Annotated in this window: 25 protein-coding genes; 16 read left to right on the forward strand and 9 right to left on the reverse strand. The window is 70.5% G+C overall.

All coding sequences use genetic code 11. The annotated features are described in order from the left end of the window. Both JMJ55_RS06005 and JMJ55_RS06010 read left to right on the forward strand, forming a co-directional pair. Positions 1-477, forward strand: a 477-nt coding sequence (locus JMJ55_RS06005; RefSeq protein ID WP_202824605.1) for an FG-GAP repeat domain-containing protein, incomplete at its 5' end; no start/stop codon positions are given. Positions 478-704: 227 nt separating this feature from the next. After that, positions 705-1,073: a hypothetical protein gene (locus JMJ55_RS06010; RefSeq protein WP_202824606.1), complete on the forward strand. Its 369-nt coding sequence runs from the start codon at positions 705-707 to the stop codon at positions 1,071-1,073. Positions 1,074-1,276: 203 nt separating this feature from the next. Here JMJ55_RS06010 and JMJ55_RS06015 read toward each other — a convergent pair whose 3' ends face one another. Beyond that, complete coding sequence (locus tag JMJ55_RS06015; RefSeq protein WP_202824607.1) at positions 1,277-2,371, reverse strand: acyltransferase family protein; 1,095 nt, start codon at positions 2,369-2,371, stop codon at positions 1,277-1,279. Continuing rightward, a complete protein-coding gene (locus JMJ55_RS06020; RefSeq protein ID WP_202824608.1) occupies positions 2,368-3,261 on the reverse strand; it encodes a phytanoyl-CoA dioxygenase family protein in 894 nt (297 codons plus the stop codon). Before JMJ55_RS06020 ends, JMJ55_RS06015 begins: the two co-directional genes overlap by 4 nt. A gap of 244 nt (positions 3,262-3,505) precedes the next feature. Between JMJ55_RS06020 and JMJ55_RS06025 the strand changes: the two genes are divergently transcribed. Together JMJ55_RS06025 and JMJ55_RS06030 are read left to right on the forward strand one after the other, a co-directional pair. After that, entirely contained in the window at positions 3,506-5,137 is a 1,632-nt protein-coding gene (locus tag JMJ55_RS06025; protein WP_202824609.1) for a GMC family oxidoreductase, read from the forward strand. A 522-nt stretch (positions 5,138-5,659) separates the two neighbouring features. After that, a complete protein-coding gene (locus tag JMJ55_RS06030; RefSeq protein ID WP_202824610.1) occupies positions 5,660-6,481 on the forward strand; it encodes a class I SAM-dependent methyltransferase in 822 nt (273 codons plus the stop codon). Positions 6,482-6,511: 30 nt separating this feature from the next. Here the strand turns inward: JMJ55_RS06030 and JMJ55_RS06035 are convergent, their stop codons facing one another. Continuing rightward, the gene (locus JMJ55_RS06035) at positions 6,512-7,531 is read right to left on the reverse strand and encodes a zinc-binding alcohol dehydrogenase family protein (RefSeq protein ID WP_202824611.1); all 1,020 of its coding nucleotides are present in this window, start codon (positions 7,529-7,531) and stop codon (positions 6,512-6,514) included. A gap of 85 nt (positions 7,532-7,616) precedes the next feature. Between JMJ55_RS06035 and JMJ55_RS06040 the strand changes: the two genes are divergently transcribed. Then, a complete protein-coding gene (locus tag JMJ55_RS06040) occupies positions 7,617-8,534 on the forward strand; it encodes a LysR family transcriptional regulator (RefSeq protein ID WP_202824612.1) in 918 nt (305 codons plus the stop codon). A gap of 21 nt (positions 8,535-8,555) precedes the next feature. Here JMJ55_RS06040 and JMJ55_RS06045 read toward each other — a convergent pair whose 3' ends face one another. After that, a complete protein-coding gene (locus JMJ55_RS06045) occupies positions 8,556-9,146 on the reverse strand; it encodes a TetR/AcrR family transcriptional regulator (RefSeq protein ID WP_202824613.1) in 591 nt (196 codons plus the stop codon). 76 nt (positions 9,147-9,222) lie between these two features. Here JMJ55_RS06045 and bdcA point away from each other — a divergent pair, with 76 nt between their 5' ends. Further along, positions 9,223-9,936, forward strand: coding sequence for an SDR family oxidoreductase (gene bdcA, locus JMJ55_RS06050; protein WP_202824614.1), 714 nt, complete (start codon positions 9,223-9,225; stop codon positions 9,934-9,936). A 134-nt stretch (positions 9,937-10,070) separates the two neighbouring features. Here the strand turns inward: bdcA and JMJ55_RS06055 are convergent, their stop codons facing one another. The 4 genes from JMJ55_RS06055 to JMJ55_RS06070 form a co-directional block, all read right to left on the reverse strand. Further along, positions 10,071-10,838, reverse strand: a complete 768-nt coding sequence (locus tag JMJ55_RS06055) for a hypothetical protein (protein WP_202824615.1) — start codon at positions 10,836-10,838, stop codon at positions 10,071-10,073. A gap of 188 nt (positions 10,839-11,026) precedes the next feature. Continuing rightward, positions 11,027-11,671: a glutathione S-transferase family protein gene (locus JMJ55_RS06060; RefSeq protein ID WP_202824616.1), complete on the reverse strand. Its 645-nt coding sequence runs from the start codon at positions 11,669-11,671 to the stop codon at positions 11,027-11,029. An 80-nt stretch (positions 11,672-11,751) separates the two neighbouring features. Then, complete coding sequence (locus JMJ55_RS06065; protein ID WP_202824617.1) at positions 11,752-12,642, reverse strand: LysR substrate-binding domain-containing protein; 891 nt, start codon at positions 12,640-12,642, stop codon at positions 11,752-11,754. 65 nt (positions 12,643-12,707) lie between these two features. Then, positions 12,708-14,354 carry an HWE histidine kinase domain-containing protein gene (locus tag JMJ55_RS06070; RefSeq protein ID WP_202824618.1) on the reverse strand — a complete coding sequence of 549 codons (1,647 nt, stop codon included), beginning with the start codon at positions 14,352-14,354 and terminating at the stop codon, positions 12,708-12,710. Between the two features lie 124 nt (positions 14,355-14,478). Between JMJ55_RS06070 and JMJ55_RS06075 the strand changes: the two genes are divergently transcribed. Beyond that, positions 14,479-16,125: a long-chain fatty acid--CoA ligase gene (locus JMJ55_RS06075; protein ID WP_202824619.1), complete on the forward strand. Its 1,647-nt coding sequence runs from the start codon at positions 14,479-14,481 to the stop codon at positions 16,123-16,125. Between the two features lie 4 nt (positions 16,126-16,129). On the opposite strand, the gene JMJ55_RS06080 is transcribed toward JMJ55_RS06075, so the two are convergent. Next, a complete protein-coding gene (locus JMJ55_RS06080; protein WP_202824620.1) occupies positions 16,130-16,804 on the reverse strand; it encodes a glutathione S-transferase family protein in 675 nt (224 codons plus the stop codon). Between the two features lie 290 nt (positions 16,805-17,094). Between JMJ55_RS06080 and JMJ55_RS06085 the strand changes: the two genes are divergently transcribed. From JMJ55_RS06085 to JMJ55_RS06125, 9 genes are all read left to right on the forward strand, one after another. Further along, positions 17,095-18,129 carry a hypothetical protein gene (locus tag JMJ55_RS06085; RefSeq protein ID WP_202824621.1) on the forward strand — a complete coding sequence of 345 codons (1,035 nt, stop codon included), beginning with the start codon at positions 17,095-17,097 and terminating at the stop codon, positions 18,127-18,129. A gap of 298 nt (positions 18,130-18,427) precedes the next feature. Continuing rightward, a complete protein-coding gene (locus JMJ55_RS06090; RefSeq protein WP_202824622.1) occupies positions 18,428-19,150 on the forward strand; it encodes a transposase in 723 nt (240 codons plus the stop codon). Continuing rightward, positions 19,150-19,533, forward strand: coding sequence for a VOC family protein (locus JMJ55_RS06095; RefSeq protein ID WP_202824623.1), 384 nt, complete (start codon positions 19,150-19,152; stop codon positions 19,531-19,533). The genes JMJ55_RS06090 and JMJ55_RS06095 overlap by 1 nt, the downstream gene beginning before the upstream one ends. Before the next feature lie 31 nt (positions 19,534-19,564). Beyond that, on the forward strand, positions 19,565-21,166 hold the full coding sequence (locus JMJ55_RS06100; RefSeq protein ID WP_202824624.1) for an ABC transporter substrate-binding protein: 1,602 nt from the start codon (positions 19,565-19,567) through the stop codon (positions 21,164-21,166). Positions 21,167-21,285: 119 nt separating this feature from the next. Next, on the forward strand, positions 21,286-22,893 hold the full coding sequence (locus JMJ55_RS06105; RefSeq protein WP_202824625.1) for an ABC transporter substrate-binding protein: 1,608 nt from the start codon (positions 21,286-21,288) through the stop codon (positions 22,891-22,893). A 10-nt stretch (positions 22,894-22,903) separates the two neighbouring features. After that, positions 22,904-23,245 (forward strand): CidA/LrgA family protein, encoded by a 342-nt coding sequence (locus tag JMJ55_RS06110; protein WP_202824626.1) that lies wholly within the window; start codon positions 22,904-22,906, stop codon positions 23,243-23,245. Continuing rightward, positions 23,224-23,961 (forward strand): LrgB family protein, encoded by a 738-nt coding sequence (locus JMJ55_RS06115; protein ID WP_236033448.1) that lies wholly within the window; start codon positions 23,224-23,226, stop codon positions 23,959-23,961. The genes JMJ55_RS06110 and JMJ55_RS06115 overlap by 22 nt, the downstream gene beginning before the upstream one ends. A gap of 130 nt (positions 23,962-24,091) precedes the next feature. Continuing rightward, on the forward strand, positions 24,092-24,517 hold the full coding sequence (locus JMJ55_RS06120; protein ID WP_202824627.1) for a GcrA family cell cycle regulator: 426 nt from the start codon (positions 24,092-24,094) through the stop codon (positions 24,515-24,517). Between the two features lie 83 nt (positions 24,518-24,600). Beyond that, complete coding sequence (locus JMJ55_RS06125) at positions 24,601-25,461, forward strand: DMT family transporter (protein WP_202824628.1); 861 nt, start codon at positions 24,601-24,603, stop codon at positions 25,459-25,461. Positions 25,462-25,465: the final 4 nt, after the last annotated feature.

Here is a 25,465-nt window from a genome sequence, read left to right on the forward strand (position 1 = left end):
TTCAATCCGGGCGACTACTGGGCCGTTGCCGGGACCGGGGATTTCGACGGCGACGGCAAGTCCGACATCCTCTGGCGCGGCCATGGCGGCGAAGTGACGGTCTGGCAGATGAACGGCAACCAGATCAGCGGCGGCGGCAGCGTGGACTTCAATCCGGGCGACTACTGGGCCGTTGCCGGGACCGGGGATTTCGACGGCGACGGCAAGTCCGACATCCTCTGGCGTGGCCAGGGCGGCGAAGTGACGGTCTGGCAGATGAACGGCAACCAGATCAGCGGCGGCGGCAGCGTGGACTTCAACCCCGGTTCCTACTGGTCCATCACCGGGGTGGGGGATTTCAACGGCGACGGGAAGTCCGACATCCTCTGGCACGGCCAGGCCGACGAGGCGGAGATCTGGGAGATGAACGGCTCGCAGCTGACCAGCGGCGCCCAGGTCAGTATCGATCCCGCTTCCCATTGGGCGGTGGTCGGCTGACCTGACGCACCAGGCGTCGCGCCCTGGGCCCGGTCGACGGTGCTCCAGGGCGCGGCCCAACGCGCGGCCTCGGGACCTGCGGGCTTCGGTCCGCTGGGATGAGGCCGCGAGGGCGTCCAGGCGGTGGCCAAGCGACACCGTGATCTGAACCCTCGCCGTCCAGGCTCGTTGACATCGCGCAACCGCCCCGCAGCCCCGGGACGGGCCCAGACCTGGACCGTGCCGCCATGCTTCTCCCCTTCGCCCCCCGTGGATCCGCCCGCAGCCTGCCGCCCGACCTGGCCGGCCGCAGCCCAAGCCTGGTCGCCTTCCGCCCCGGCCAGCGCGACGGGGTAGTCGAAGGCGCCGTCCTGCGCGGCGAGCGCGAGCGCTACACCATCGTCCTCCGCGCCGGGCAGCGGCTCTCGGTCGAGCTGCGCTGCCGCGAGCAGAATGCGGTCTTCGACATCCGCCTGCCGGTGCCCGTCGGCACCGCCCCGATGCTGGCCGATCTCCGCATCTGGAGCGGCATCGCCCCAGTGACCGGCCCCGTCCTCATCGAGGTCAGCCCAGTCTACGGCAACGCCACCTACCGCATGCATCTCCGGCTGGACTAGGGCCCGTTCGACAAGGCCGGCGGTTGAGGGCCGGCGAGGGATTTTTCGGCCGACGCGCCCAGGGCGAAAAAGACCCAGCGGATGGCCCTGGACCGACCCGATCGGCCTTGTCTCACGGAAGCCGCTCTAGCTTGTTGTCTGGACGAGCAAATTACTTCGATCAGGTGATCCCACCTGATCGAAGTTTGCTCTAGGCGGCGCAGTCAGCCCGCCGGGACCGCCGCCATCCGCCGGGCCTTGCGGCCGGCGAGGCCCAGGATCCAGCGCTGCACCGGCACCTCGATGAAGCGCCAGGCGGCCCAGCCCAAGGCCTGGCTGGCGGCGAAGCCGGCCACCATCAGCAGCAAGCGCAGGCCGAGCCCTGGCTGGCCGAGCCGCAGCACGCCGACCAGCACGGCCTCGATGAAGACCCAGCAGAGATAGGTGCCGAAGGACGCCTCGCCGAGGCGCAACAGCAGGTCCGGCCGCACCGGTGCCAGCTGGTCGCGCCCCGCATGCCAGATGGCCGGGATCAGCGCCGCCAATCCGGTGGCGGACAGCGCATCCAGGCCGAGCAGAAGGCCGAGCGGGAGGGCCACCACGCCAGCCCTTGCCGCGGCGGCAGGGATGCATCCCGCCATGGTCGCGCGACCCAGCAGCAGGCCAAGGCCGAATTCCAGGCCGAAGCGAACCAGTCCGAGATGCAGCGTGTAATTCAGCCCGATTCCCGGCTCCAGCAGCGACAGGGCCCAGAGACCGATCAGGAGCAGCCCTGCCGTCCCGAGGCAGGCGGCCAGCGGCAGGCGGATGACGCCAGCCAGCAGCAGCGGGAAGGCCAGATAGCCCGCCCATTCCGCCGACAGCGCCCAGCTGGGGGAGTTCCAGGCCAGCTGCCCGGTTGTCTCCCAGGCATTGAGCAGCGCCAATTGCAGCAGGAATTGGCCCGGGGCGAAGCGTTCAGGCTCCCTGACCTCCGCACCGCAGGCCACCGCAAGGCCGACGAGCGCGGCCAGCGCCAGCAGCGCCAGCGCATGGAGCGGCCAGGTCCTGGCGAAGCGGCGCAGCAGGAAGCGGCCAATGCCAGCGGAACCCTGCGGCGGGCGCGAGCCGTAGCCGAGCCACAGCACGAAGCCCGACAGCAGGAAGAATCCGTCCACCCCCAGATAGCCGCTGCGGATCACGGGCCGGAGCCAGGCCAGGTCCACCGTCACGCGCAGCAGCAGATCGAGGTGATAGAGAACCACCCAGCCGATGAAGAGCAGCCGCAGCCGTGCCAGGCCGGCATGGTGCGGGGGGAGGGCGGCGACCTGCACCGTCACCCGGATGCCGGCCGGACATGGCGCACGACGTCGGTGATGCCGAAGGAGATCTCGAGGACGAGACGCCTCCCCTCCGTCACCAGCGTGCCGGTATGGTAGCCGAAGGGATCCTCGACGAAGCCCGTGCCGGCCGGTCCGGTGATCATCTGCACCGCCTTGCGGCCATAGGCGCCGATGATCTGCCGGTCCGTCTTCGCGCTGAAGAGCGGGAAATGATGGGCGAAAGGACGGTGCGCATGGCTGCCGCGGACATAGAGATGCGGGCCGCCGCGTTCGTCCACATCCGTCAGGTAGAAGAAGAACTTCATCTGATGCCAATCGGCCAGATCGAAGTGGAAGGAGTCCTGGGCCGCGAGGCTCAGATCCGTCCGGCTCGGGGCCTGGCTCGGGAAGCTCCACCACAGCCGGACATCGATGACCCGCGGCTCCGCGCCGAGATAGCGTGCCGCGATGTCCTGGAGCCAGCGATTGCGGACGAGTTCGGCAACCTCGGGGCAGTTCTGCATGGGGTCGCGCAAGGAGCCGACCAGGAGCTTGCACCCGTGCTGCCGCTCCGCCTCGGCATGGCCATCGATGGTGAACGGGGTGGTCCAGTGCCGTCCGCCGTAGCAGGTATTGGTCTCGGCATAGGCGCGGATGCGCGTGACCATATCGGGCGGAAGCCGGAGTCCGGTGGCAATGCCCTCGGCCTTCACCGCGGCGGCGACGGTGGCCGAGTCCCAGGGCGCCAGGGCTTCGCCTGGTCCCGGGGCCGCAACCTGCCTGCGCCGTGCGATGGCGATCAGCCCCTGCACGCCCCGACGCGCCATGGGGCAGCGGCCCAGCACGAAGAACACCAGCCAGGCCGGATGTGCCCTCAGATCCTGCCACAGCCGTGGCAGACGGGCCATGAAGCGTCGAAGACGGCTCCAGCCTTCGTCACCACTGATCGATAGCGAGAGCATCCCGACCCTCCAGTCGCATACCGACCCAATATTACGGCAAGCAAATGCAACCCGCTCTCAATTGAAACGGAGTTCATTGCGGGAGGAGTACACAGCTGCGTGCTTGGCCGGGCGGGCTCGCCCATCTCACGGGCATATCGCCACGCCCGATCGGCATGCCATCCTCCGGCCGAACACCGGAGGAAACGCCATGCCCGAAGGCTCCCTCGCGCGCGGGGCGGCGGCGGCCGTCCATGTCGCCGATGTCCTCGTCCTCGGCGCCGGCTCGGCCGGCTGCGTCATCGCCGCGCGCCTGTCGGAAGACCCGGCCACCCAGGTCGCGCTGATCGAGGCCGGGCCCGCCGCCTGGCGCGACCCCTGGATCCGCATTCCCGCCGGCTTCGCCCGGCTCTATGCCTCCGGCAAATACGACTGGCGCTTCCACACCGAGGCCGAGCCGGGGCTCGAAGGCCGCAGCATCCATTGGCCACGCGGCAAGGTGGTCGGCGGCTCCGGCGCGGTGAACGGCCTCGTCTTCCTGCGCGGCAGCCCGCGCGACTATGACCGCTGGGCGCAGTCCGGCGCGCGCGGCTGGGGCTATGACGACGTGCTGCCCTTCTTCCGCCGGATGGAACGCTGGGCGGGCGAGCCTTCGCCCGAGCGCGGCACCGAGGGCCCGATCCATGCCAGCGAGGCGCGCCACACCTCGCCGGGCGCCGAGGCCTTCGTCGCCGCCGCGCTGGCCATGGGCCATAAGCGGGTGAGGGATTTCAACGGCGCCTGGCATGAGGGCGCCGGGCCGATGCAGATGAATGTGAAGGGCGGCTTCCGCAGCCATTCGGGCGACATGTTCCTCCGCCCCGCCCGCGGCCGGCCCAATCTGCGGATCATGCCGGAGCGCACCATCCTCCGCCTGCTCTTCGAGGGCACGCGCTGCACCGGCGCCTTGGTCCAGGGCCCGGCGGGGCCCGAGCGCTGGGAGGCGCGGCGCCAGGTCGTGCTCTCGGCCGGCGCCATCGGCACGCCGCATCTCCTCATGCTGTCGGGCATCGGCGATGGCGCGCATCTGCAATCGATGGGGATCGAGACGCGGCTGCATGCGCCCGGCGTCGGGCAGAACCTGCAGGACCATTTCCTCCAGCGCATGCGCTACCGGGTGAAGCCCTGCGGCACGGTGAATGAGCTGGTGCGGGGCCCGATGGGCAAGCTGCGCATGGCCGCGCGCTATGCCTTCGACCGGCGCGGCCCGATGAGCATCGGCGCCGCCGAGGCCAACCTGTTTGCCCGCGTGCTGCCCGGCGCCGAGGAGCCGGACATGCAATACCTCTTCGTCAATTTCACCGTCACGACCTATGACCAGGGCCCCGACCCTTGGCCCGGCTTCATGTTCAGCGCCTGCCAGTGCCGCCCGGACAGCCGCGGCACCATCACGCTGCGCAGCCCCGACCCTGCCGACAAGCCGGTGATCCGCGCCAACTACCTGGAAGCCGCGAGCGACCGCCGCCTGATGGTCGAGGGCGTGAAATATGCCCGCCGCCTCGCCGCCGAGGCCCCGCTCGCCGCGCTGATCGAGGAGGAGCTGACGCCCGGCCCGCGGGTGCAGTCCGATGAGGAGATACTGGCAAAAATCCGCCAGGACGGCGGCACCGTCTACCACCCCTGCGGCACCGCCCGGATGGGCGAGGATTCGATTGCCCCGGTGGATCGCCGGCTGCGGCTGAAGGGGGTGGAGGGGCTGATGGTGGCGGATGCCAGCGTCATGCCCCTCATTCCCTCCTCCAACATCCAGCCGGCGGCGCTGATGATCGGGGAGAGGGCGGCGGCGCTGCTCACCGCCCGCTAGGATGCGTCCGCGGCTGAACAGCCCATGACGGTTGGACGCAGCCCCCGGTGATCGGTCGGTGTCGCCTTGCTCCCGTATGGCCCATCGGCATCCGGACGACCCAAGGCTGTTATTGCCAGGGTTCCGAATATCTTTTCGGAATCAGCCCGGGCCTCGCAATCTTGGGAGATTACTTGCCGCAGTTTCATCTGGCGGCCAGCGCCGGATATGACACCCTTCGCCCGCCGGGTATTGCAGCTGCGGCGGTTCACCGCCCATGGCCGGCCACGAAATGGAACGGCTCCAGGCGGACACTCCGGTCCGGCGCAGGGTCGCCAGTGGATCCCCGCCGGCCCCCATCTGATGGAGGCTGGTGGCCAAGCGGTGCGGTCCGTGGCGGGTTACCCACGGATGCCTGATCCCGACACCGCGCGCCCCTCCATGATGGGGATCGGCTCGCCCTACGAACACCTGAAGATCTCTATTCGCTGACACGGTACATGGCGCGGCGGGCCAGGCAGGCGAGCAACGAGAGGCGGCGGGATGGCGCTTGATGCACGGGCCTTCACGGCATTCGAAAGTTCGGCGCATGACCGCATCGCCGGCCGCTACGCGAAGCACTTCGCTCCCCTGACCGGCCTCGCGCTCGGGCCGCTGCTCGACGCGGCGCGGGTTGCGGCGGGGCGGCGGGTGCTGGACGTCGCCACCGGCCCCGGCGTAGCCGCCGCGGCCGCGCTCGGCCGCGGGGCGGCCGTCACGGGCCTGGACGTCTCCCCGGGCATGGTCGCCCTGGCGCAGCAAGCTCATCCCGGCGCCACGTTCCGGGTGGGCGACGTGGTCGCGCTGCCCTTCCCGGACGGTGCCTTCGACGCGGTGCTCGGCAACTTCGCGCTCGGCCACTTCCCCGAGCCCGAGGCGGCGCTGGTCGAGTGCGTGCGCGTCCTCGTGCCAGGCGGCGTGCTCGCCTTCAGCTGGTGGGACCGGCCGGAGCGCCAGCGCGTGCAGGGGTTGTTCAGGGAGGTGATCGCCGAGTTGGGGCTGCCGCCGCACCCGGACGTGCCGCAGGGTCACGACACCCTGCGCTTCTCCGAGCCGGAGGCCTTCGCCAGGCTGCTGCGCGGGGCGGGGCTCGGCGGGGTGGATGTCGCGGCGCACCGCACCACCCACGCCCTGCCGGATGTCGAGGCGCTATGGCGGGCGGGCATGGGCGGCATGGCGGTGACCGCCAGCGCGATCGCGGTACAGGACGCGGCTACCCAGGCGCGGGCGCGGGACGTCCTCGCCAGGCGGGCCGAGGTCTACCGCGGCCCGCGGGGGCTCGACATCCCGATCGCCTACTTCATCGGCACGGGCCGGAAGTCCTGATACGCGAAGCCTAACGGGCTCAGCCTCCGTTCAGTCCCCGAAGCCCTCCAGCACCACCTTGCCGCGCGCCTTGCCGCTTTCGACCGCGGCATGGGCGCGGCGGAGATTGGCCGCGTCGATCCGGCCGAAATTCTCCGCCAGCGTCGTCCGCAGCGTCCCGGAATCGAGCATGCGGCTCACCTCGGCCAGCAGCCGGTGCTGCTCTTCCATGTCGGGGGTGTGGTGCATGGCGCGGGCGAACATGAACTCCCAATGCAGGGAGGCCGATTTCGGCTTCAGCATGCGGAAGTCGGGCGGGACCTTCGGGTCGTCGATCAGGCAGACCGCGCCCTGCGGCGCGACGATCTCGCAGATGGCGGGCCAATGCACCTCGCTATGCGTGGTGGCGAAGACATGGGGCACCGGCAGGCCGAGCGCCCGCACCTGCGCCACCAGGTCGCCGCCATGGTCCAGCACCGCATGCGCGCCCATGCCGCGCACCCAGTCCATCGTCTCCGGCCGGCTGGCGGTGGCCAGCACCTGCAGGCCCGTCAGCTGCCGCGCCAGCTGCACGGCGATGGAGCCGACGCCGCCGGCGCCGCCGATGATCAGCACCGCCTCCTGCCGCGGCGCGGGGTCGCGGGCAATGCCGAGCCGGTCGAACAGCGCCTCCCAGGCGGTGATCGCGGTCAGCGGCACGGCGGCGGCCTCGGCGAAGGACAGGCGGGCGGGCTTCGGCCCGACGATCCGCTCATCGACCAGGTGCATCGCGCTGTCGGTGCCGGGGCGGGTGATGTCGCCGGCATAGAAGACCGCATCGCCCGGCCGGAACAGCCGCGCCTCCGGCCCTACCGCGCGCACCACGCCGGCGGCGTCGTAGCCGAGAACCTTCGGCGTGCCGCCCGGATCGGTCCGCATCCGCACCTTGGTATCGACCGGGTTCACCGAGACGGCGCGCACCTCGACCAGCAGGTCGCGGCCGGTGGGTGCCGCCGGATCGGGCAGGGTCACGTCCTGGAGCGAGCCGGGATCGGCGATCGGCAGGCTGCGGGTATAGGCGACGGCTTTCATGGTCCTGGTCTCCAATGGCGGGCGGCAGGGTGCATCCGCGGAATCGAATTGAAAATCGGGCCCTTGAGCGAAACACTTTCAACCGATGCTCAGCAATCCGCCCTTCGACCTGCCCGATCTCCGCCTGCTGCAACGCATCGCCCAGGCTGGCAGCCTCTCCGCCGCGGCCGGCGCGCTCGGCCTGACCCCGGCCGCGGCCAGCCGGCGGCTGGCGGTGCTGGAAGGGCGGCTCGGCCTGCGCCTGTTTGCCCGCACCACCCGGCGCCTGCGCCCGACGCCCGAGGGCGAGGCCTTCCTGCCGCATGTCGAGCGCATCCTGGCCGCCGCCGCCGAAGCCGAGGCGGCGCTGCCCGGCGGCAGCGGCGCGCTGTCCGGTACGCTGCGCCTCACCGCCCCCGCCACCTTCGGACGCAAGGTTCTGGCCCCGGTCCTGGCCGAGCTGCTGGCGGCCCATCCAGGCCTGCGGCTCGACCTGCTGCTGACCGACAGCCAGCTCGACCTCGTCGCCACCGGCTGCGATGCCGCGGTGCGGATCGCCCCGCTCTCGGGCCAGACCCTGGTGGCGCGGCGCCTCGCCTATAATCACCGGGTGCTCTGCGCCGCCCCGGCCTATCTCGCCCGCTGCGGCACGCCGCACAGCCTCGCGGAGCTGGCGCGGCATGATGCGCTGGTCCTGCACGGGGTCGAGGCCTGGATGCTGGTCCCCGAGGGCGGCGGCCCGGCCCGGCGCGCCCGGCTCTCGCCCCGCGTGGTCAGCAGCAGCAATGAGGCGCTGCGCGAGGCCTGCCTGGCCGGGCTCGGGATCGGGCTGCACTCCACCTGGGATGTCGGGGAGCATCTGCGCCGTGGCGAGCTGGTCGCCCTGCCGCCGAGCCTCGGCCAGCCGGAACAGCTCGGCATCTGGCTGGTCTTTCCCGGCCATGGCGCCGCCCCGGCCCGGCTGCGCGCCCTGACCGAGCTGCTGGTGCGGCATCTCGGCCCCGTGCCGCCCTGGGAGAGGTGAGGTGAGGGGAGGGGGCGCCGCTCAGCCGGGCAGCGCCTGGGAGAGGCTCTGGCCGGCGAGGCGGGCGGTGGCGAGGAGCCGGTCCAGCCCATGCCCGCTGCGGGACTTGGCCGAGAGGCCGGCCATGGTGGTGCAGACGAAATCCGCGAGCCGCTCGGCCTCCGCCGGATGGCGGGCGGCGATGTAGCGGCGGATCACCTCCTCCGCCGCGAGGTTGGTGGCGCAGGCGGCACCGCGCGCCTCCGGGTCGTTGCAGCGGGTGCCTTCCAGGACCAGGCAGCCGGCGGCCTCGGGATCCGCGGCGTAATACCGGGCGGCCGCCTCCAGCAGCGTGGCGAGGCATTCGGCCACCGGCCGGTCGGGCCGCAGGATCTCGGCAAGGGGGATGGCGCCGGCCTCGGCATAGCGGGCGAGGATGCGGGCATAGAGCCCCGCCTTGCTGCCGAAGGCGGCATAGAAGCTGGGCGGGTTGATGCCGAGCGCTTCGGTGAGGTCGGCGACGCTGACGGCGTCATAGCCGCGGGCATGAAACAGGCGCTGGGCGGTGGCGACCGCCTGATCGGGATCGAAGCGGCGGGGCCGGCCGCGGGGGCGGGGAGTATTTGTAGCCATTGATACAAAAATGCCTTGACGGGGCCTTCCTGGGGTTTATGTAGCGGCAACTACGTTAACTCTCAAGGAGGGCCCGATGGCCATGTTTCAAGGGAAGTCCGCGTTGGTGCTCGGCGGCAGCCGGGGGATCGGGGCGGCGATCGTGCGGCGCCTCGCGGCGGAAGGCGCGGGGGTGACCTTCACCTATGCCGGCTCGAAGGAAGCGGCGGAGCGGCTGGCGGGCGAGACCGGCGCCAGGGCCGTGATGACCGACAGCGCCGACCGCGACGCGGTGATCGCCCGGGTGCGCGACAGCGGGCCGCTCGATGTGCTGGTGGTGAATGCCGGCGTCGTCGTCTTCGGCGACCCGCTGGAGATGGACCCGGACGCGGTGGACCGGCTGATCCGCATCAACATCGCCGCGCCCTACCACGCCTCGGTCGAGGCGGCGCGGCGCATGCCGGAGGGCGGGCGGATCATCGTCATCGGCTCGGTCAATGGCGACCGGGTCTCCTTCCCCGGCGTGTCGGCTTATGCGATGAGCAAATCGGCGCTGCAGGGCATGGCACGCGGCCTGGCGCGGGACTTCGGGCCGCGCGGCATCACGGTGAACGTCGTCCAGCCCGGGCCGATCGACACCGACATGAATCCGGCGGACGGGCCATTCAAGGACCTCGTCTACCCCGCCATGGCCTTCAAGCGGCATGGGCGGCCGGAGGACGTGGCCGGGATGGTCGCCTGGCTGGCAGGGCCGGAGGCGGGCTTCGTGACCGGCGCGATGCACACCATCGATGGCGGCTTCGGCGCCTAGCAAGTGCTTCCGGTCAGGCGGAATCGCCTGACCGGAGGGGCTGGTCCGGCCTGCGGTTGGTCCGCGCGGCTTCCCGGCTGCCAGTGAGGTGCGAGCGCAGCGTGGTCCCAGGCCATCGGCGCAACCCCCCATGGTCATGGCGCCAGCGCCGCCTCCGCTTCGACCACGGGATCGTTGAAGGTCCAACGGGGAAGCGTGCGGATGCGGTCGAGGTCGGCGAAGATGCGCGCGATGTCGGCGCCATCCGGCGAGTCCCGGAGCGCGGCTGCGAATTCCTGGCCGAAGCCGTTGAAGCCGCCGGCATCCACCTCGCAGAGATGAATCTGGTTCCAGTCGATCCTGAACGCCGGAGCGCGGTAGAGCACCGCCGCCGTCTCCATGGCCCTGAACGTCCCGAACCTGTTCGCCTGGACGAGCTTCGCGGCGGCCGGACCGCAATATCGGCGCATGACCTCCCGGTATTCGGTGAGATGGGCCGCTTGCACGTCGATATATTCCAGCGACACCGGCCGATCGGCCGAGCCCTGCCAGGCGCGCGGCAGCACGAAGGATGCGGGCGTAGTCAGCAGCAGCTCCGCGCGCAGCAGGTCCGTCCCCGCCGGCTGCGGATCCTGCACGAGGTTGACGATGGCCTCGGCCGGGATCAGCCCGCGGAAGTAGCTCAGTTCGAGATGGCTCCAGACGGGCGCTTCCGCAGCGCTCCGCACGACACTGCGGTGCCGGTAGAGCGCTTGCCCGAGGCAGGTCTCCCCGAAGCGCGTCCAGTGGACGGCGCTGTCCCTGAGCGCGGCCTCCGCTTCGGGGTGCCGTGCCTGCATGGTCCGGGCGAGCACCACGAGGCGGTCCTCGGGCTCGATCCGGACCAGATGCGGCTCACGACGGGGACGGATGATCGCAACCATGGGGCACCTCGGTCATGAGGTTAGCCGCTGTCGGCGCCCCGGTGCCAATCCAGCTCTGCCCACGCGGTGAAGGGCCGAGGCGTGGTGGTGCTGACGGATGGGCGCTGGGCTGGGCTGGTGCTGGCCCGGCCTGCCGCGCCGGGATGGTCCCGGGGCCTGAACGCCGCGGCTGCCTTGCCGAGCACAGGCTAGATGTAGCGACGCAGATGCTGGCCCGGAAGCAGGTCATAGGGTGGTTTCCAGCCGGGCAAAGCGGCGATGCGGCCAAGCCAAGTGGCGATGGCGGGGAAGCGCGCGGCCAGGTCGTAGCCGCTCTCCTCCGGCGGGAACATCAGGTAGCCGCACATGGAGATGTCGGCGACGCTCGGCCGATCGCCGGCGATGAAGGGGCGGGTGGCCAGCTCGCCATCGAGGATGCCGAGGAAGTCGTCGATCCGTCCACGCATGTAGTCCTGCACCCGCGGATCGGGATCGGGGGTGAAGGCACGGCGGTAGCGGTAGGCCGCCATGAAGCCGCTGAGCTTCTGGTTGTCCCAGAACAACCAGCGCAGGATCTCGAATTGCTCCTGCTCTTCCCTGCCGCCGAAGCGGCCATGGCGATCCGCAAGACGGAGCAGTATCGGCGCGGTCTGGGTCAGCCTGGTGCCATTCTCCTCCAGCACCGGGATCTCGCCCATGGGATTGACCCTCGCGCGCCAGGCGGCGGTGCGGGTCACGCCGGCACCGAAATCTGTCCAGACCGGCTCGAACTCCTGGCCGCAGAGGGTGAGCATCAGCGCGAGCTTGTAGCTGTTGCCGGATTCCGGGAAGTAGTGCAGCCGGTACTCGGTCATGGGTGGCTCCGCTCCGCGATGGGACGCGGATGCTAGACGACCGGCAGGACAAGCAGCATTCAGTTCGCGGCCCTGGGGCTTCAGCCTGCTGCAAGCCGGAAGGAGGCCGCTTCCTCGAGCAGCCAATTGCGGAACAGCAGGAAGGCCCGGCTTTCCTCGCGGCCATGGTGGCGGAGGAGATGAAAGCGGCGGGGCAGCGGCACGGCGGGGAAGAGGGGCCTGAGGCGGCCGGCCTCCACATAGGGCGCCACCACGGGCGCCAGGCCGAGCGCGATGCCAAGGCCGGCGGCCGCGGCCTCATAGACGAGTTGCAGGTTGTCGAAGCTCTGGCTCTGCTCGGGGCACGCATCGACGCCCTGGGCGGCGAACCAATCCTGCCAGAATACCGGCTGGTGGTGCGTGCCGATCAGGCCATGCGCCAGGAGGTCTTGGGGGTGCCGGAGCCGCGGCAGGGCGGATACCAGGCCGGGGCTGGCGACAGCGAAGCCTTCCACCGACAGGAAGGCCAGGCCGGTCGCCCCATCCCAGGGCCCCAGGCCGAGGCGGATGGCACCGTCGAGATCCGGCCGCGCTGCGAGGTCGACCGGCTCGGGTGAGGTTTCGAGCGTGAGGGCGATGTCCCGGCAACGGGACTGGAAACGCCCCAGGCGGGGCACCAGCCAGTTTGCGGCAAAACTCGGCATGATGCTCAGCCTGAGGGTATTGGGTTGGCGACGGGCGGCTTCCGTGGCGCTGTGGATGGCCTCCCAGGCGGGCGCGAGCGAGGCGAAATAGGCCTCCCCCGCCTCAGTCAGCCGGAGGCCGCGCGGCAGGCGGTGGAAGAGCGGCGTGCCGAGATGCGCCTCGAGCTGGTGGATGCGGCGGCTGAGGGCAGGTACCGTGAGGTGCATCGCCGTGGCCGCCTTGGCGAGGCTCTGCGACCGTGCCACCACAGCGAAGGCTTCGATGGGTCCGAGGGGAATTCGCCGCATGGACCGAGCCTAGGGCCCGTGGGCGCCTGGGCCAATCGGCTGCGGCGGCTTGGGATGGCGGGCCCCTAGCCCTCCTTCCCCTCCCAATCCTGCTCCGCCTCGATCTCCGCCGCCGTGCCGCGCAGCGGAAAGGCGATCTTGCAGACCAGCCCGGTCGCCTCCCAGGTCATGGTCAGGCTGCCGCCGAGCTGGGTGCGGATGGTGGCGTTCAGCACGCGGGAGCCGAAGCCCCGCCGCTCCGGCGGCGCCGCGGCCGCCGGCCCGCCGCGCTCGGTCCAGCGCAGCCGGAGCTGCTCGCCCTCCACCGCCCAGTCCACCGTGACCAGGCCCTCCGGCGCCGAGAGCGCGCCGTATTTCGTGGCATTGGTCGCCAGCTCATGGATCGCCATGGAGAGGGGCTGCGTCGCCGGCGCCGGCAGGCTCAGGCGCGGGCCATGCAGCGCCGCCTGCGGGCCTGCGCCGGCGCGGTTCAGGAAGGGCGCCAACTCCCCGCGCAGCAGGCTGTGCAGGTCCGCCCCCGACCAGCGATCCGCCGCCAGCAGCACCTGCGCCCGCGCCAGGGCCGCCACCCGGCCCTCGATGGCGCGGATGAAGCTCGGCGTGTCCTCCGCCCGGGTCAGCCGCAGCGCCGCGTGGACCACGGCCAGCATGTTCTTCGCGCGGTGATCCACCTCCCGCGTCAGCAGCGTCTGGCGCTCCGCCGCGCGCACCTCCTGGTCGACATCGACGATCACGACCAGCGCCGCGGCGACCTCCCCCATCGGGCCAAGCACCGGGATGCCGCTGACACGCCGCCAGCGCGCACCCTCCGGCGCGCCGGTATGAAGGAAGTCCAGGTTGAGCAGGGCCTCGCCGCGCAGCGCCCGCGCCGCGGGGTAATCCGCCGGCGCCACCCGCTGCCCGTCCGGATAATAGGCCGTCCATTCGCTGCCGACTTCGGAATCCACCGAGGGGATCATCGGCCGCGGCAGCAGCCGGCGGAATTCCGGATTCGCCACCAGCACCCGGCCATCGGGCGCCACCAGCGCGGCGCCGATCGGCAGGTGCGACAGCACGGTCTTCATCGCCTCCAGCTGGCGCAGCGCCGCCTGCGCCTGCTCGCGCTCCGCCGCCTCGGCCTCCAGCGCAAGGCTGCGCTCGGCCACCCGCTGTTCGAGGTCGCGGTTGCTGTCCCGCAGCTCGCCCAGGACCCGCAACCGCTCCACCGCCGCGGCGAGGAGGTTGGCATAGCTCCGGAGGAAGGCGATGTCGGCGGCGCCGAAATCCCGCCGCACCTTGCTGTCCACCTGGAGGATGCCGAAGGGCGGCCGCCCGGTGGCGCCGAGGATGATCACATTGGCGAAGGCGTGGACGCCGTGCTCGCGCAGGAAATCCGGGCAGCGGAAGCGCGTCTCGGCCTCGAGGTCGGGCGTGATCACCGGCACCTGCTGGGTCAGCGCGAATGCCTCCGAGGTTCCCTCCGACAGGCTCAGCCGGACCTCGCCGACGACGCCCGGCTTCCAGCCGACGCCGGCCCGGACCAGCAGCGTCTCGCCATCCGGCCGCAGCTCGACCACCTTGGCCAAATCGGTGCCGAGCGCCTCCCCGACCAGGCGGCAGGCCTCGTTCAGGATCTCGTCGAGGGACTCGGATCGCAGCGCCAGCTCCCCGAAGCGGGCCAGGGCCCGTTGCTGCCGCAGCGCTTCCCGATGATCGGCATCCTCACCGCCCAAACCGTCCCTCCGATCCATTGCCGGGGCTAACGCAGGTCCCAGGCGGAAGCTCCGCCGTCCCCCTTGGCCCCGCCGCCCCGGCCCCCGCATACTCGGCCCAACCACGAATGGGGAGACGACCGCGATGCTGGGCCTGATGCAGGACCGCCCCCTGCTGATCTCGATGCTGCTGGAGCATGCCGCCCGCAACCACGCAGGCGCAATGATCACCTCCGTTCGGCCCGATGGCAATCTGGTGCGGCATAGCTGGCCCGAAATCGCCGCCCGCGCCGCCCAGCTCGCCCATGCGCTGGCCGCCCGCGGCGTCCGGCAGGGGGAGCGGATCGCGACCCTCGCCTGGAACGACCACCGGCATCTGGAGGCCTATTACGGCATCTCCTCCATGGGGGCGGTGCTGCATACGGTGAACCCGCGCCTCTTCCCCGCGCAGATCGCCTTTATCCTCGCCGATGCCGAGGACACGCATCTGCTGGTGGACCCGACGCTGCTCGCGGGCGCCGAGGCGCTGGCCGACAAGCTGCCGCCCAGCCTCAGGACCATCATCGTCATGGGGACCGAGGCCGACCTGCCCGCCGAATGCCCGCTGCGCGGCCGGTTCGAGCTGCTGGCGATGGAAAGCCTGATCGCCGGCCAGCCCACGACCTATCCCTGGCCCGAGCTCGATGAGCGCAGCGCCTCCTCGCTCTGCTACACCTCGGGCACTACGGGCGAGCCGAAGGGCGTGCTCTACAGCCACCGCTCCACCGTCATCCATGCCATCAGCACCCTGCAGAAGGACTGCTTCAATATCGGCGCGCAGGATGTGGTGATGCCGGTAGTGCCGATGTTCCATGTGAATGCCTGGGGCATCCCCTATTCCGGCGCGGCCGCCGGCGCCTCGCTCGTGCTGCCGGGACCGAAGCTCGACCCCGCCAGCCTGCATCGGCTGATCGAGGAGACAGGCGTCACCTTCTCGGCCGGCGTGCCGACCATCTGGACCGCGCTGCTGAACTGGATGCGCGCCGACCCGGCGCGGCGCTTCACCCAGCCGCCGCGGCTGGTGGTCGGCGGCACGGCGCTGCCGACCGCGATCAATGCCGGCTTCCTGAAGGAATACGGCGTCCCCATCCTGCATGCCTGGGGCATGACGGAGACCAGCCCGCTCGGCACCACCAATGCGCGGAAGCCGGAGAATGCGGATTGGGATGCCGACCGCTTCCTCGACTACGCGCGCAAGCAGGGCCGGCCGCTGTTTGGCGTCGAGATCCGGGTGCGCGACGGCAATGGGCAGGAGATCGCGCATGACGGCCAGGCCTTCGGTGAGCTGGAGGTGCGCGGCCCCTGGATCGCCGCGCAATACTTCAACCGCCCCGGCGATGCCGCCTTCACCGCGGATGGCTGGTTCCGCACCGGCGATGTGGTGACGGTCGATGAGCTCGGCTGCATGGAGATCGTCGATCGCGCCAAGGATGTCATCAAGTCGGGCGGCGAGTGGATCAGCTCCATCACCCTCGAGAACCTGATCATGGGGCACCCGGCGGTGCAGGAGGCGGCAGTGATCGCCATGCCGCATCCCAAATGGGACGAGCGCCCGCTGCTGCTGGTCCAGCCCAAGCCGGGCATGACGCCAACCGCCGAGGAACTGCTGGCCTTCTATGATGGCAAGGTGGCGAAGTGGTGGATTCCCGATGCGGTGGAGTTCGTGGACAGCCTGCCCCACACCGCGACCGGCAAGCTGTGGAAGGCGGAGCTGAAGACGCGCTACCACGACCCGCGCAAGGCAACGGGGTAGGGGGCTACCCCGCGGCGGGACGGCCGGGGAATTCGGTGTCCCGCTTCGGGATCAGGTCATAGGGCAGGGCGAAGCCCGGCAGCGCCGCCAGGCGCCCGGCCCAGCGTTGCAGATGGGGCCAGCGCGCGATCTCGATCCCGCCTTCGGCCATGAAGACCATGCGGCCCCAGCAGCCGATATCGGCGATGCTGGGCGCATCCCCGCCGACCAGCCAGTCCCGCCCATCGGCGAGCGTCCGGTCGAGGAATTCCAGCGCCGCCTCGGCCAATGGCAGGAAGTAGTCCATCACCGCCGGGTCCACCGCGCGGAAGCGGCGGTAGTGCCGGACCTTGGCGATGTTGGTGATCGCATCCGCTTCCCAGGAGAGCCAGGAGCGGGCTTCCCACCGCGCCTGGTCGGTGGCGCCGTCGAACTGCCCGGTCGCGCGCGCCAGGTAGTCGAGGATGACGTTGGACTGGATCACCGTCAGCCCGCGATGCTGCAGGGTCGGCACCTGGCCGTGGCGGTTCAGCGCGAGATACTCCGGCGTCCGCTGCGCCCCCGTCTTCAGGTTCACCGTGCGGAAGCTGAAGGGCAGGCCGGAGAGCGAGAGGAAGAGCATCGGCTTGTAGCTGGAGCTGCTGGTGAAGCTGCCGAAGAGGGTGGGGTGGTCGGGGTCGGTGGGGGCGGTGTTGACCATGGGCTTGCTCCTCAGCGGGCTGCGTGGCCGACGCCCGGTGCTGCGGGCGGAGGAGTGTCGCCGCATTCGCGGCGCCTTGCCCATCCCGGCATCGAGCCGAAGCGGATGCCCAAGGTGCCAGCCGCCTGGCAGCGTACGTCCGGGACTTTCGTTCTGCTGCCGCATCCCAGTCGAACCATAAATAATACTCTATTTCACTCAGTATTGCGCCTGCGCCTGGGGCCCGGGACGTTAAGGCCATCGCAGCGTGTTCGGCGCGTGGTTTTGGCGTTTGTGGTGGGGCGGAGCGCATGTCTTTCAACTATAAAGTTAATCTCAATGACACGGTTGGGTATTCGTCCGATGCTCAACTTGTCGGTGCGCTCAATGAGGCACTCGGTGACTTCTCCGACCATTTGGCGGGAGCGGGCACCCTGGTCGTCCAGCTCAACATCGACGAAACGCCAGCCGGGCGCGCCGAGGCTTCACCCACGGCCAGCATTGCCAATGGCGTCACGGAATCCGGGGCGACCCTGGTTCAGACCAGCGGCGTCTACGCCCTGCAGAAGGGCGAGCACGTGCCGGGGACGACCTCTGACATTACGGTCACGGTCGATCCCGGCTACCTCCCGGAACTCCATTTCGGCGACGGCCCGGTGCCGAACGGCCATGTGGATGCCTCGTCCGTCTTCCGCCATGAACTCGCCCATGGTTTCGGCGTCAGCGGTTTCCTGCAGCAGGATGGCCAGCCCTCGGCGAATGGGCTGTACGTCACGCCGTACGACACCCTCATCGATCGGCATGACGATGGCACGGCCTTCTTCACCGGTCCCACGGCCGAGGCCGTCTATGGCGGCCCGGTGCCGCTGACCACGGTGAGCACCACGCAGAACTTCTACCACCTCGCCAATTTCAGCAGTGACCTCCTGGCCGATGATCTGATGAACGGCGTCTCCTTCGGGGGCCGCTCCTTCCCGATTACCAACCTCGACCTGGCCATCCTCAAGGATGTCGGCGCTCCGGTGACCGACCTGAACGGAGTCGATTTCCACGGTGTCGGGCACGGCACGGACCCGGACATCCAGGCTCCCTCCGGGAATACCGGTGGGGCCGTGCAGGCCAGCCTCGACTGGGACGCCATCGGCGCCGCGATGAGCCATTACAACGAGGCGACCGGAGACTGGTGGAACGGCAGCTACGACATGCTGCTGGCCTGGGATGCCGGGCATGCAGGGTCCAGCGGCGAAGCGCCGCTTCAGGCACCGATCGTGGAGGCCCAACCGGACTGGGACGCCATCGCCGCAGCGGTCACCCAGCACTACCTCGAGACTGGCGTCTGGGCTTGATCCACTGCAGGTGAGGGGCTGGGGGAAGCGCCGAGGGCGCCGGTCATCGTGGCGCCGGTGCCCAAGCCCGGCCGGACTGCAAGCCGCTTCCCCGAGCACTCACTGACTGTCCGGAAGGTCCTGGCGGCGCGCAGCACCGTCCGGTTTCGGGCCACGGACGCGTTTGCAGACGGCCAGTGACCACCATCCGAAAAGTCCAGGCTTGGTCAGTACGGCCTTTATCCGCCGCCGCTCCGCCCTTGCCTTTTCACTTCGTTCCCGATATGTTCTCTCCGCCCCCACCGCCGAGCCCAACCCCATGCTCCTCTTCCGCCGCAAGCGCCGCCGCCCCGATCCCGTCCCACCCGGCATCTTCCCCGTCGATCTCGTCACCCGCCACGACCTGTTCCGCCGCCTCTATCTCGACCCGCTCACCTGCCTCACCCCCGCCCGCCCCTGGGCGCCGATGACGGATGCCGAATGGGCCGAATTGGCGCCCCTCCTCACCCATATGGGCTGCGGCCTCTCCGACCGCGGCCGGCCGCTGGACTGCACCCCGCGCGAGCGGCTGGACGCCATCTTCCGCTGGGCCACCACCAAGCATCGCGGCGGCCGCGCGCCCTGGCGGATGCTGCCGGCCGAACACGGCAAGCCGGATACCGTCAGCCGGTCCTATCGCCGCTGGGCCCGGGCCGGGCTCTGGCCGCGGCTGCTGGTCGCCGTCGCGCTGCATCCGCAGCGCCTGGCGTCGCTTGCGCATCGCATCTGCTGCGCCTTCCGCCGCGCCATCCGCCTCTGCGGCGGGCTGCATGCCATCGTGCTCGCCCGGCGGCTGAAGCTGTTCTCGGCGCTGCCGGCGCCCTCGCAATGCCTGCCCGATCCGGATTTGTCCGAAATCTACCGCCCCATCCATCTGGCCTTCGCCGACTCCATGCTGAAGCGCCTCTGGTTCCCGTCGCGGCGTGTCTGGCGCACCCTGCATGCGATGCACCGCATGGCCGGCGGCCGCGCCCGCATCCCCCGCTGGATGGAACCCGCCTGATGTTCCGCTTCGACCATGTCCATCTCCGCGCCCGCGACCCGGACGCCATGGCCCGCTTCTTCGCGGGCCTCTTCGGCGCCAGCGCGCAGCCGGAGGGGCGGCCTGGCCGCTGGGTCCTCCGCCTCGATGGCCAGACCCTGCTGGTCGGCCCGGCCAATCCGGACCATCCGCCGGCGCCGGCCCCGGCCTTCCCCTATTGCGGGCTGGAGCATATCGGCCTCGGCGTCGCCGATCTCGACGCCGCCCTGGACCATCTCCGGGCGCTCGGCGCCGATGTCGCCATCGGCCCGCTCCAGGCCGGCCCGCTCCGCCTCGCCTTCATCCGCGGGCCGGAGGGGGTGATGGTGGAGTTGCTGGAACGGCGCGAGCACGATCCTTGCTAGGGCAGGGGGCATCCGATGAGGAGTAGCCCGCTTGCGCCTTGCCACCCGCCTCGCCCTTCTCGCCAGCCTGGCCCTGCCATTCAGCGCCGGCGCGCAGCAACCCAAGGTCTTGCGCATCGCGATGACCGCCTCCGACGTGCCCACCACCTCGGGCATGCCGAACAACGGGTCGGAGGGGATGCGCTTCCTCGGCTTCCCGGTCTTCGAGCCGCTGGTCGATTGGGACCTCACCCAGGCCGAGCGGCCGGCCGATATGCGCCCCGGCCTCGCCACCGCCTGGGAACAGGATGCCGCCGATCCGCGCAAATGGCGCTTCACCCTGCGCAGCGGCGTCACCTTCCACGACGGCACGCCCTTCACCGCCGAGAGCGTGGTGTGGAACCTCGACCGCTTCTACAGGAACGACAGCCCGCAATTCGATGCGGCCGGCGCGGCGCTGGCCCGCGGCCGGGTCTCGATCATGACCGGCTACCGCAAGCTGGAGGATGGCCGGGTCGAGATCGAGACCGCCCGCCCGGTCTCCTACCTGCCCTATCTCCTCACCTGGATCCTCTTCACCTCGCCGCAGAGCTTCGAGGCCAATGGCCGCGACTGGGGCAAGGTGGCGGCGGCCGGCGCCGCCGGCACCGGGCCCTTCCGCATCAGCCGCTTCGTTCCCCGCCAATCGGCCGAGCTCTCGCGCAACGACGCCTATTGGAACCCGGAGCGGAAGCCGAAGCTCGACCGCATCCTGCTGCTGCCCATGCCGGAGGCGAATACCCGCCTCGCCGCGCTGCGCAGCGGTCAGGTGGATTGGATCGAGGTGCCGCCGCCGGATGCCATCCCCTCGCTGCGGCAGGGCGGCTTCCAGGTGGTGACCAACTCCTACCCGCATGTCTGGCCCTGGGTCTTCGCCGCGGGCAAGGCGGGCAGCCCGACCGCCGATGTGCGGGTGCGCCAGGCGCTGAACTACTGCATCGACCGCGACGGGATGCTGGCGCTGCTGAACGGCACGGCGGAACCCTCGGTGGGCTTCTACAAGGCGGGCGACCCGCTGTTCGGCCAGCCGCAGAACCGCTACCGGCTGGACGCCGCCCGCGGCAAGGCGCTGCTGGCCGAGGCGGGCTACGGGCCGCAGCGCCCCTTGAAGCTGACCATCGGCATCTCGACCAGCGGCTCCGGCCAGATGCTGCCGCTGCCGATGAACGAGTATCTGCAGCAGAGCCTGAAGGAGAATTGCGGGGTCGAGATCGCCTTCCAGGTGGTGGAGTGGAACACGCTGCTGGCCGGGCTGCGGGCCGAACCGACCGCGCCGCAATGGCTCGGCGCCGATGCGCTGAACATCAGCCTGGTGTCGTCCGACGCCTCGCAGATGGCGCGCTGGTTCCTCTCATCCAATGCGACGCCGGTGGGATCGAATGCGGGGCATTGGCGCGACGCGGAATTCGATGCCGCCTTCGCCGCGGTCGAGACCGAGCGCGACCCGGAGCGCATCCGGGCGGCGCTGCGGCGCGCGCATGAACGCCTCGTGGACGGCGCGCCCTGGCTCTACATCGTCCATGACCTCAACCCGCGCGCCATGTCGCGGCGCGTCCGGGGGTTCGTCTCGGCCCAGTCCTGGTATCAGGACCTGACCCGCGTGGACCTGCAATGACCGCGCGCTGCCGCGCTTTTGGGCAGGGGCGGGTTGCCGGCCCTGCCGCAGGGCCGGGCAGCGCCGCTTGCACGCCGCTTGCATCCCACCCGGGGACCAAACCGGGGATGGGACCACAGATGAAGCGACTGGGACTGATCGGCGGCCTCGCGCTGGCCGCCCTGCTCGGGGCCTCGCCCGGCGATGCGCAGCAGCCGAAGGTGCTGCGCATCGCCATGACCGCGGCCGATGTGCCGACGACCACGGGCGCGCCCAATAACGGGTTCGAGGGGGTTCGCTTCCTCGGCTACCCGGCCTTCGAGGGGCTGGTGCTCTGGGACCTCTCGCGGGCCGACCAGCCGGCGACGCTCCGCCCGGGCCTCGCCGAGCGCTATGAGCAGGATCCGGCGGACCCCAAGACCTGGATCTTCCACCTGCGCCAGGGGGTGAAGTTCCATGACGGCACGCCGCTCACGGCCGATGCGGTGATCTGGAACCTCGACCGCTACTTCAAGACCGACAGCCCGCAATTCGAGCCGGCGGGCAGCGGCATCACCCGCGCCCGCGTCCCCATCATGGGCGCCTATCGCAAGATCGACGACCGGACCGTGGCGATCACCACCACCCGCGTCGCCAGCTACTTCCCCTACATGGCCGTCTATATCCTGATGACGAGCCCGCAGAGCTTCGAGCAGGGCGGGCGGGACTGGGCCAAGGTGGCGCAGCTGCCACCCGCCGGCACCGGGCCCTTCCGCCTCTCGCGCTTCACCCCGCGCGTCTCGGCGGAGCTGTCGAAGAACCCGGAGTACTGGGACCAGGCGCGGGTGCCGAAGCTCGACCGGGTGCTGCTGCTGCCAATCCCGGAGGCGAATAGCCGCCTCGCCGCGCTCCGCTCCGGCCAGGTGGATTGGATCGAGGTGCCGCCGCCGGATGCGATCCCGAGCCTCAAATCGGCCGGGTTCAATGTGGTGACCAACAGCTATCCGCATGTCTGGCCCTGGTTCTATCAGACGGGCGGCAGCACCACCCCCTTCCGCGATGTCCGGGTCCGCCAGGGGCTGAACTACTGCGTCGACCGCGCCGGGCTGGTCGAGCTGCTGAACGGCACGGCGGAGCCGAGCGTGGGCTGGCTGAAGCCCTCCGACCCGCATTTCGGTCGCCCGCAGAACCGCTATGGCTTCGACCCCGCGAAGGGCAAGGCGATGCTCGCCGCGGCCGGCTTCACGGCGCAGAACCCGTTGCGTTTCAAGGTGATGATCTCGGCCAGCGGCTCCGGCCAGATGCTGCCCCTGCCGATGAACGAGTTCCTGCAGCAGAACCTGAAGGAGGCCTGCGGTGTTGAGGTCTCGTTCGAAGTGACGGAGTGGAACACCCTGCTGACCGCGGTGCGCCAGGCCCCGGATGCCCCGATCCTCAACGGCTCGACCTCGGTCAACCCGTCCTCGCCCTCCTCCGATCCGGCGGTGGCGGCGCGCTACTTCCTGCAGGCCTTCGTCCCGCCCAATGGCTTCAACTGGGGCCAGTGGAACGACCCGCAATTCGAGGAAGCCTTCGCCGCGCTCGAGAATGCCCGCGACACGGCGAGCTACGACGCCGCCTATGCGAAGGCGCATGAGCGGCTGGTGGACAATCCGCCCTGGCTTTTCATCGTCCACGACCTGAACCCCCGCGCCATGTCGCGGCGGGTGCGCGGGTTCACCTCCGCGCAGTCCTGGTTCCAGGACCTCGTGACGGTGGACCTGCAATAAGCGGGGCGGGGTGATCGGCGCCCTCGCAACGCTCCTCTCCTGCCAGCTGGCGGGGGAGGTCCTGGCGAGGGCGCTGCACCTGCCGGTCCCGGGGCCGGTGATCGGCATGGTCCTCCTCTTCGCCGCTCTCCTGCTGCGCCGGCAGGAGGCACCGCCGGCGCTGGCGGCCACGGCCGATGCGCTGCTCACCAATCTCGGCCTGCTCTTCGTGCCGGCGGGCGTCGGGGTGGTGCTCTACCTGCCGCTGCTGGCGCGGGACTGGGCGCCGCTCTCGCTCGCGGTGCTGGTTGGAACGCTCGCCGCCATCGCGGTGACGGGGCGGCTGGCGCAATGGCTGCTGCGCCGGCGATGAGCGAGCTCGGCGAGATCTGGGTCTATCTGGCGCGGGAGCCGCTGGCGGCGCTGACGGCGACGCTGCTTGCCTGGATCGGCGCGCTGCGGCTGCAGCGGGCGCTGGGGCGGCATCCGCTGGCCAATCCTGTGCTCTTCGCGGTCGCCATCCTGGCGGCCGCACTGCTTCTCACGGGAATCGACTACCGCGCCTATTTCGAGGGGGCGCAGTTCGTGCACTTCCTGCTCGGCCCGGCGACCGTGGCGCTGGCCGTGCCGCTGCACCGGCAATGGGCGGCGGTGCGGCGCTCGGCGGCCTTGGCGGCGCTCTCGGTCGTCACCGGGGGGCTCTTCGCGGCGGCGGTCGGAGTCGGGATCGCCCTCGCGCTCCGGGCAGCGCCCGAGGTGGTGGCCTCGCTCGCCCCCCGCTCGGTCACGACTCCGGTAGCGATGGGCATTGCGGAGCGGATTGGTGGGCTGCCCTCCCTCACGGCCGCCCTCGTCATCTGCAGCGGCATCACCGGCGCGGCGCTCGGCCCGCTCGTTCTCGACCTGGCAAGGGTCCGCGACATGCGCGCGAGGGGACTCGCCATCGGGACTGCATCGCATGGGATCGGCACCGCCCGCGCGCTCTCGGTCAGCGCCGCCGCAGGGGCCTTCAGCGGCCTTGCAATGGGATTGAATGCCTTGGCTTCGGCCCTGTTGCTGCCGCTTCTGTGGCATCTGGTCTTCGGTTGAGGGCTCCGAAGGGGTTTTCCACAAGAATCCGCTGCCGCGACATCCGCCAGAACTTGTGGCCTCACCACGCGATATCCTACCGTATCTTGTGGGTGGCGACATCTGGTAGGTCGAGGCAGGGGAGAACCACATGGAGTGGACGGCAGAGGCAATCGACCAGCTTCGGGCCTATTGGGCCGAGGGGCATTCGACCGCCGAGATCGGCCGACGCATGGGCATCTCGAAAAATGCCGTCGTCGGCAAGGCCCATCGCCTCAACCTCGATGCGCGCCCGAGCCCGATCCGCCGCGAGGCCGAGGCCGCCGAGCGCCCCGCCGCGCCGCGCCGCATCGCCTCGCCGCGGGAGGTGGCGCCGCGCCGGCCGGAACAGCCCTCCGCCGTGGTGCGGCCCTTCCCGCGCGCCTCGCTGCGCAGCTGCTGCTGGCCGCTCGGCGAGCCGGGCACGCCGGAATTCCGCTTCTGCTCGGCCGAGGCGGCGAGCGGGAAGCCCTACTGCCAGGAGCATGCCTCCGTCGCCTATGTGAAGGCCCGCGACCGCCGCGAAGACGCCGCCTGATCCGCCTCCGCCTGCGCGCCGCGGCTTGCCCCGCGGCGCCGGCGGGGCGATCCTGACGAAATGGTCATCCATTCTGCCAGCCGGTGACCGGCTGGCTTGCCGGGCTGGCGCTGCAGGTGGCCGCGCTCGCCGTCTTCGTCTGCATGGACACGCTGCTGAAGCTGCTGACGGCCCATTACGCCGTGCCGCAGCTGATGTGGGCGCGCTTCCTGTTCAGCCTGATCGCGGTGGCGCTTCTGTTTCGCCTCACTATGGGGCGGCTGCCCTGGCGGTCGCGGGCGCCCTGGCTCCAGGCCTGGCGCAGCATGATGCTGGCCTGCGCGAATTTGATGTTTTCCTCCGCCCTGCCGCATCTGCCGCTGACCGATGCGACGGCGATCGGCTTCGCCTCGCCCCTGCTGACCGTGGCGCTGGCGGCGGTGTGGCTGGGGGAGAGGGTCGGCTGGCGGCGCTGGCTCGGGGTCGGCATCGGCCTTGCCGGCGTGCTGCTGGCGCTGCGGCCGCCCTTCCTGACCGGGGCGGAGCCGCCGCATTGGGCCGCTATCCTGCCACTCGGCAGCGCCTCGGCCTTTGCGGTCTACCAGATTCTTACGCGCCGGCTGGCGGCGATCGATGACCCGCGCACCACCATCCTGCATACGGGCTTTGCAGGCGCGGTGGTGACCAGCCTGGTGCAGCCGCTGGTCTGGACCTGGCCGCCGCTGGGGGATTGGGGGCTGCTGGTCATGCTCGGCCTGCTCGGGGCACTCGGCCATGGGCTGCTGGTGCTGGCCTATGCCCGGGCGCCGGTCAGCCTGCTGGCGCCGCTTTCCTATACCCAGCTGGTCTGGGCGACGCTCTCGGGCGTGCTGGTCTTCGGCGATTGGCCGGATCGCTGGACCTTGATGGGTGCCGCGATCATCGCCGCCGGAGGAATCCTGGTTGCCCTGCCGGACCGGAGGTAACGGC

The sequence above is a fragment of the Belnapia mucosa genome (assembly GCF_016775475.1).
GTDB classification, from domain to species: Bacteria; Pseudomonadota; Alphaproteobacteria; order Acetobacterales; family Acetobacteraceae; genus Belnapia; species Belnapia mucosa.

Bases quoted from the DNA above. Each gene is read 5' to 3' on its own strand.
- JMJ55_RS06055 (WP_202824615.1), bottom strand. From the start codon at position 10,838: ATGGTTGCGATCATCCGTCCCCGTCGTGAGCCGCATCTGGTCCGGATC.
- JMJ55_RS06035 (WP_202824611.1), bottom strand. From the start codon at position 7,531: ATGAAAGCCGTCGCCTATACCCGCAGCCTGCCGATCGCCGATCCCGGC.
- JMJ55_RS06085 (WP_202824621.1), top strand. From the start codon at position 17,095: ATGTCTTTCAACTATAAAGTTAATCTCAATGACACGGTTGGGTATTCG.
- JMJ55_RS06090 (WP_202824622.1), top strand. From the start codon at position 18,428: ATGCTCCTCTTCCGCCGCAAGCGCCGCCGCCCCGATCCCGTCCCACCC.
- JMJ55_RS06065 (WP_202824617.1), bottom strand. From the start codon at position 12,642: ATGCGGCGAATTCCCCTCGGACCCATCGAAGCCTTCGCTGTGGTGGCA.
- JMJ55_RS06060 (WP_202824616.1), bottom strand. From the start codon at position 11,671: ATGACCGAGTACCGGCTGCACTACTTCCCGGAATCCGGCAACAGCTAC.
- JMJ55_RS06105 (WP_202824625.1), top strand. From the start codon at position 21,286: ATGAAGCGACTGGGACTGATCGGCGGCCTCGCGCTGGCCGCCCTGCTC.
- JMJ55_RS06075 (WP_202824619.1), top strand. From the start codon at position 14,479: ATGCTGGGCCTGATGCAGGACCGCCCCCTGCTGATCTCGATGCTGCTG.
- JMJ55_RS06115 (WP_236033448.1), top strand. From the start codon at position 23,224: ATGGCTGCTGCGCCGGCGATGAGCGAGCTCGGCGAGATCTGGGTCTAT.
- JMJ55_RS06095 (WP_202824623.1), top strand. From the start codon at position 19,150: ATGTTCCGCTTCGACCATGTCCATCTCCGCGCCCGCGACCCGGACGCC.
- JMJ55_RS06045 (WP_202824613.1), bottom strand. From the start codon at position 9,146: ATGGCTACAAATACTCCCCGCCCCCGCGGCCGGCCCCGCCGCTTCGAT.
- JMJ55_RS06030 (WP_202824610.1), top strand. From the start codon at position 5,660: ATGGCGCTTGATGCACGGGCCTTCACGGCATTCGAAAGTTCGGCGCAT.
- JMJ55_RS06020 (WP_202824608.1), bottom strand. From the start codon at position 3,261: ATGGCCCGTCTGCCACGGCTGTGGCAGGATCTGAGGGCACATCCGGCC.
- JMJ55_RS06120 (WP_202824627.1), top strand. From the start codon at position 24,092: ATGGAGTGGACGGCAGAGGCAATCGACCAGCTTCGGGCCTATTGGGCC.
- JMJ55_RS06080 (WP_202824620.1), bottom strand. From the start codon at position 16,804: ATGGTCAACACCGCCCCCACCGACCCCGACCACCCCACCCTCTTCGGC.
- bdcA (WP_202824614.1), top strand. From the start codon at position 9,223: ATGGCCATGTTTCAAGGGAAGTCCGCGTTGGTGCTCGGCGGCAGCCGG.
- JMJ55_RS06040 (WP_202824612.1), top strand. From the start codon at position 7,617: ATGCTCAGCAATCCGCCCTTCGACCTGCCCGATCTCCGCCTGCTGCAA.
- JMJ55_RS06010 (WP_202824606.1), top strand. From the start codon at position 705: ATGCTTCTCCCCTTCGCCCCCCGTGGATCCGCCCGCAGCCTGCCGCCC.
- JMJ55_RS06025 (WP_202824609.1), top strand. From the start codon at position 3,506: ATGCCCGAAGGCTCCCTCGCGCGCGGGGCGGCGGCGGCCGTCCATGTC.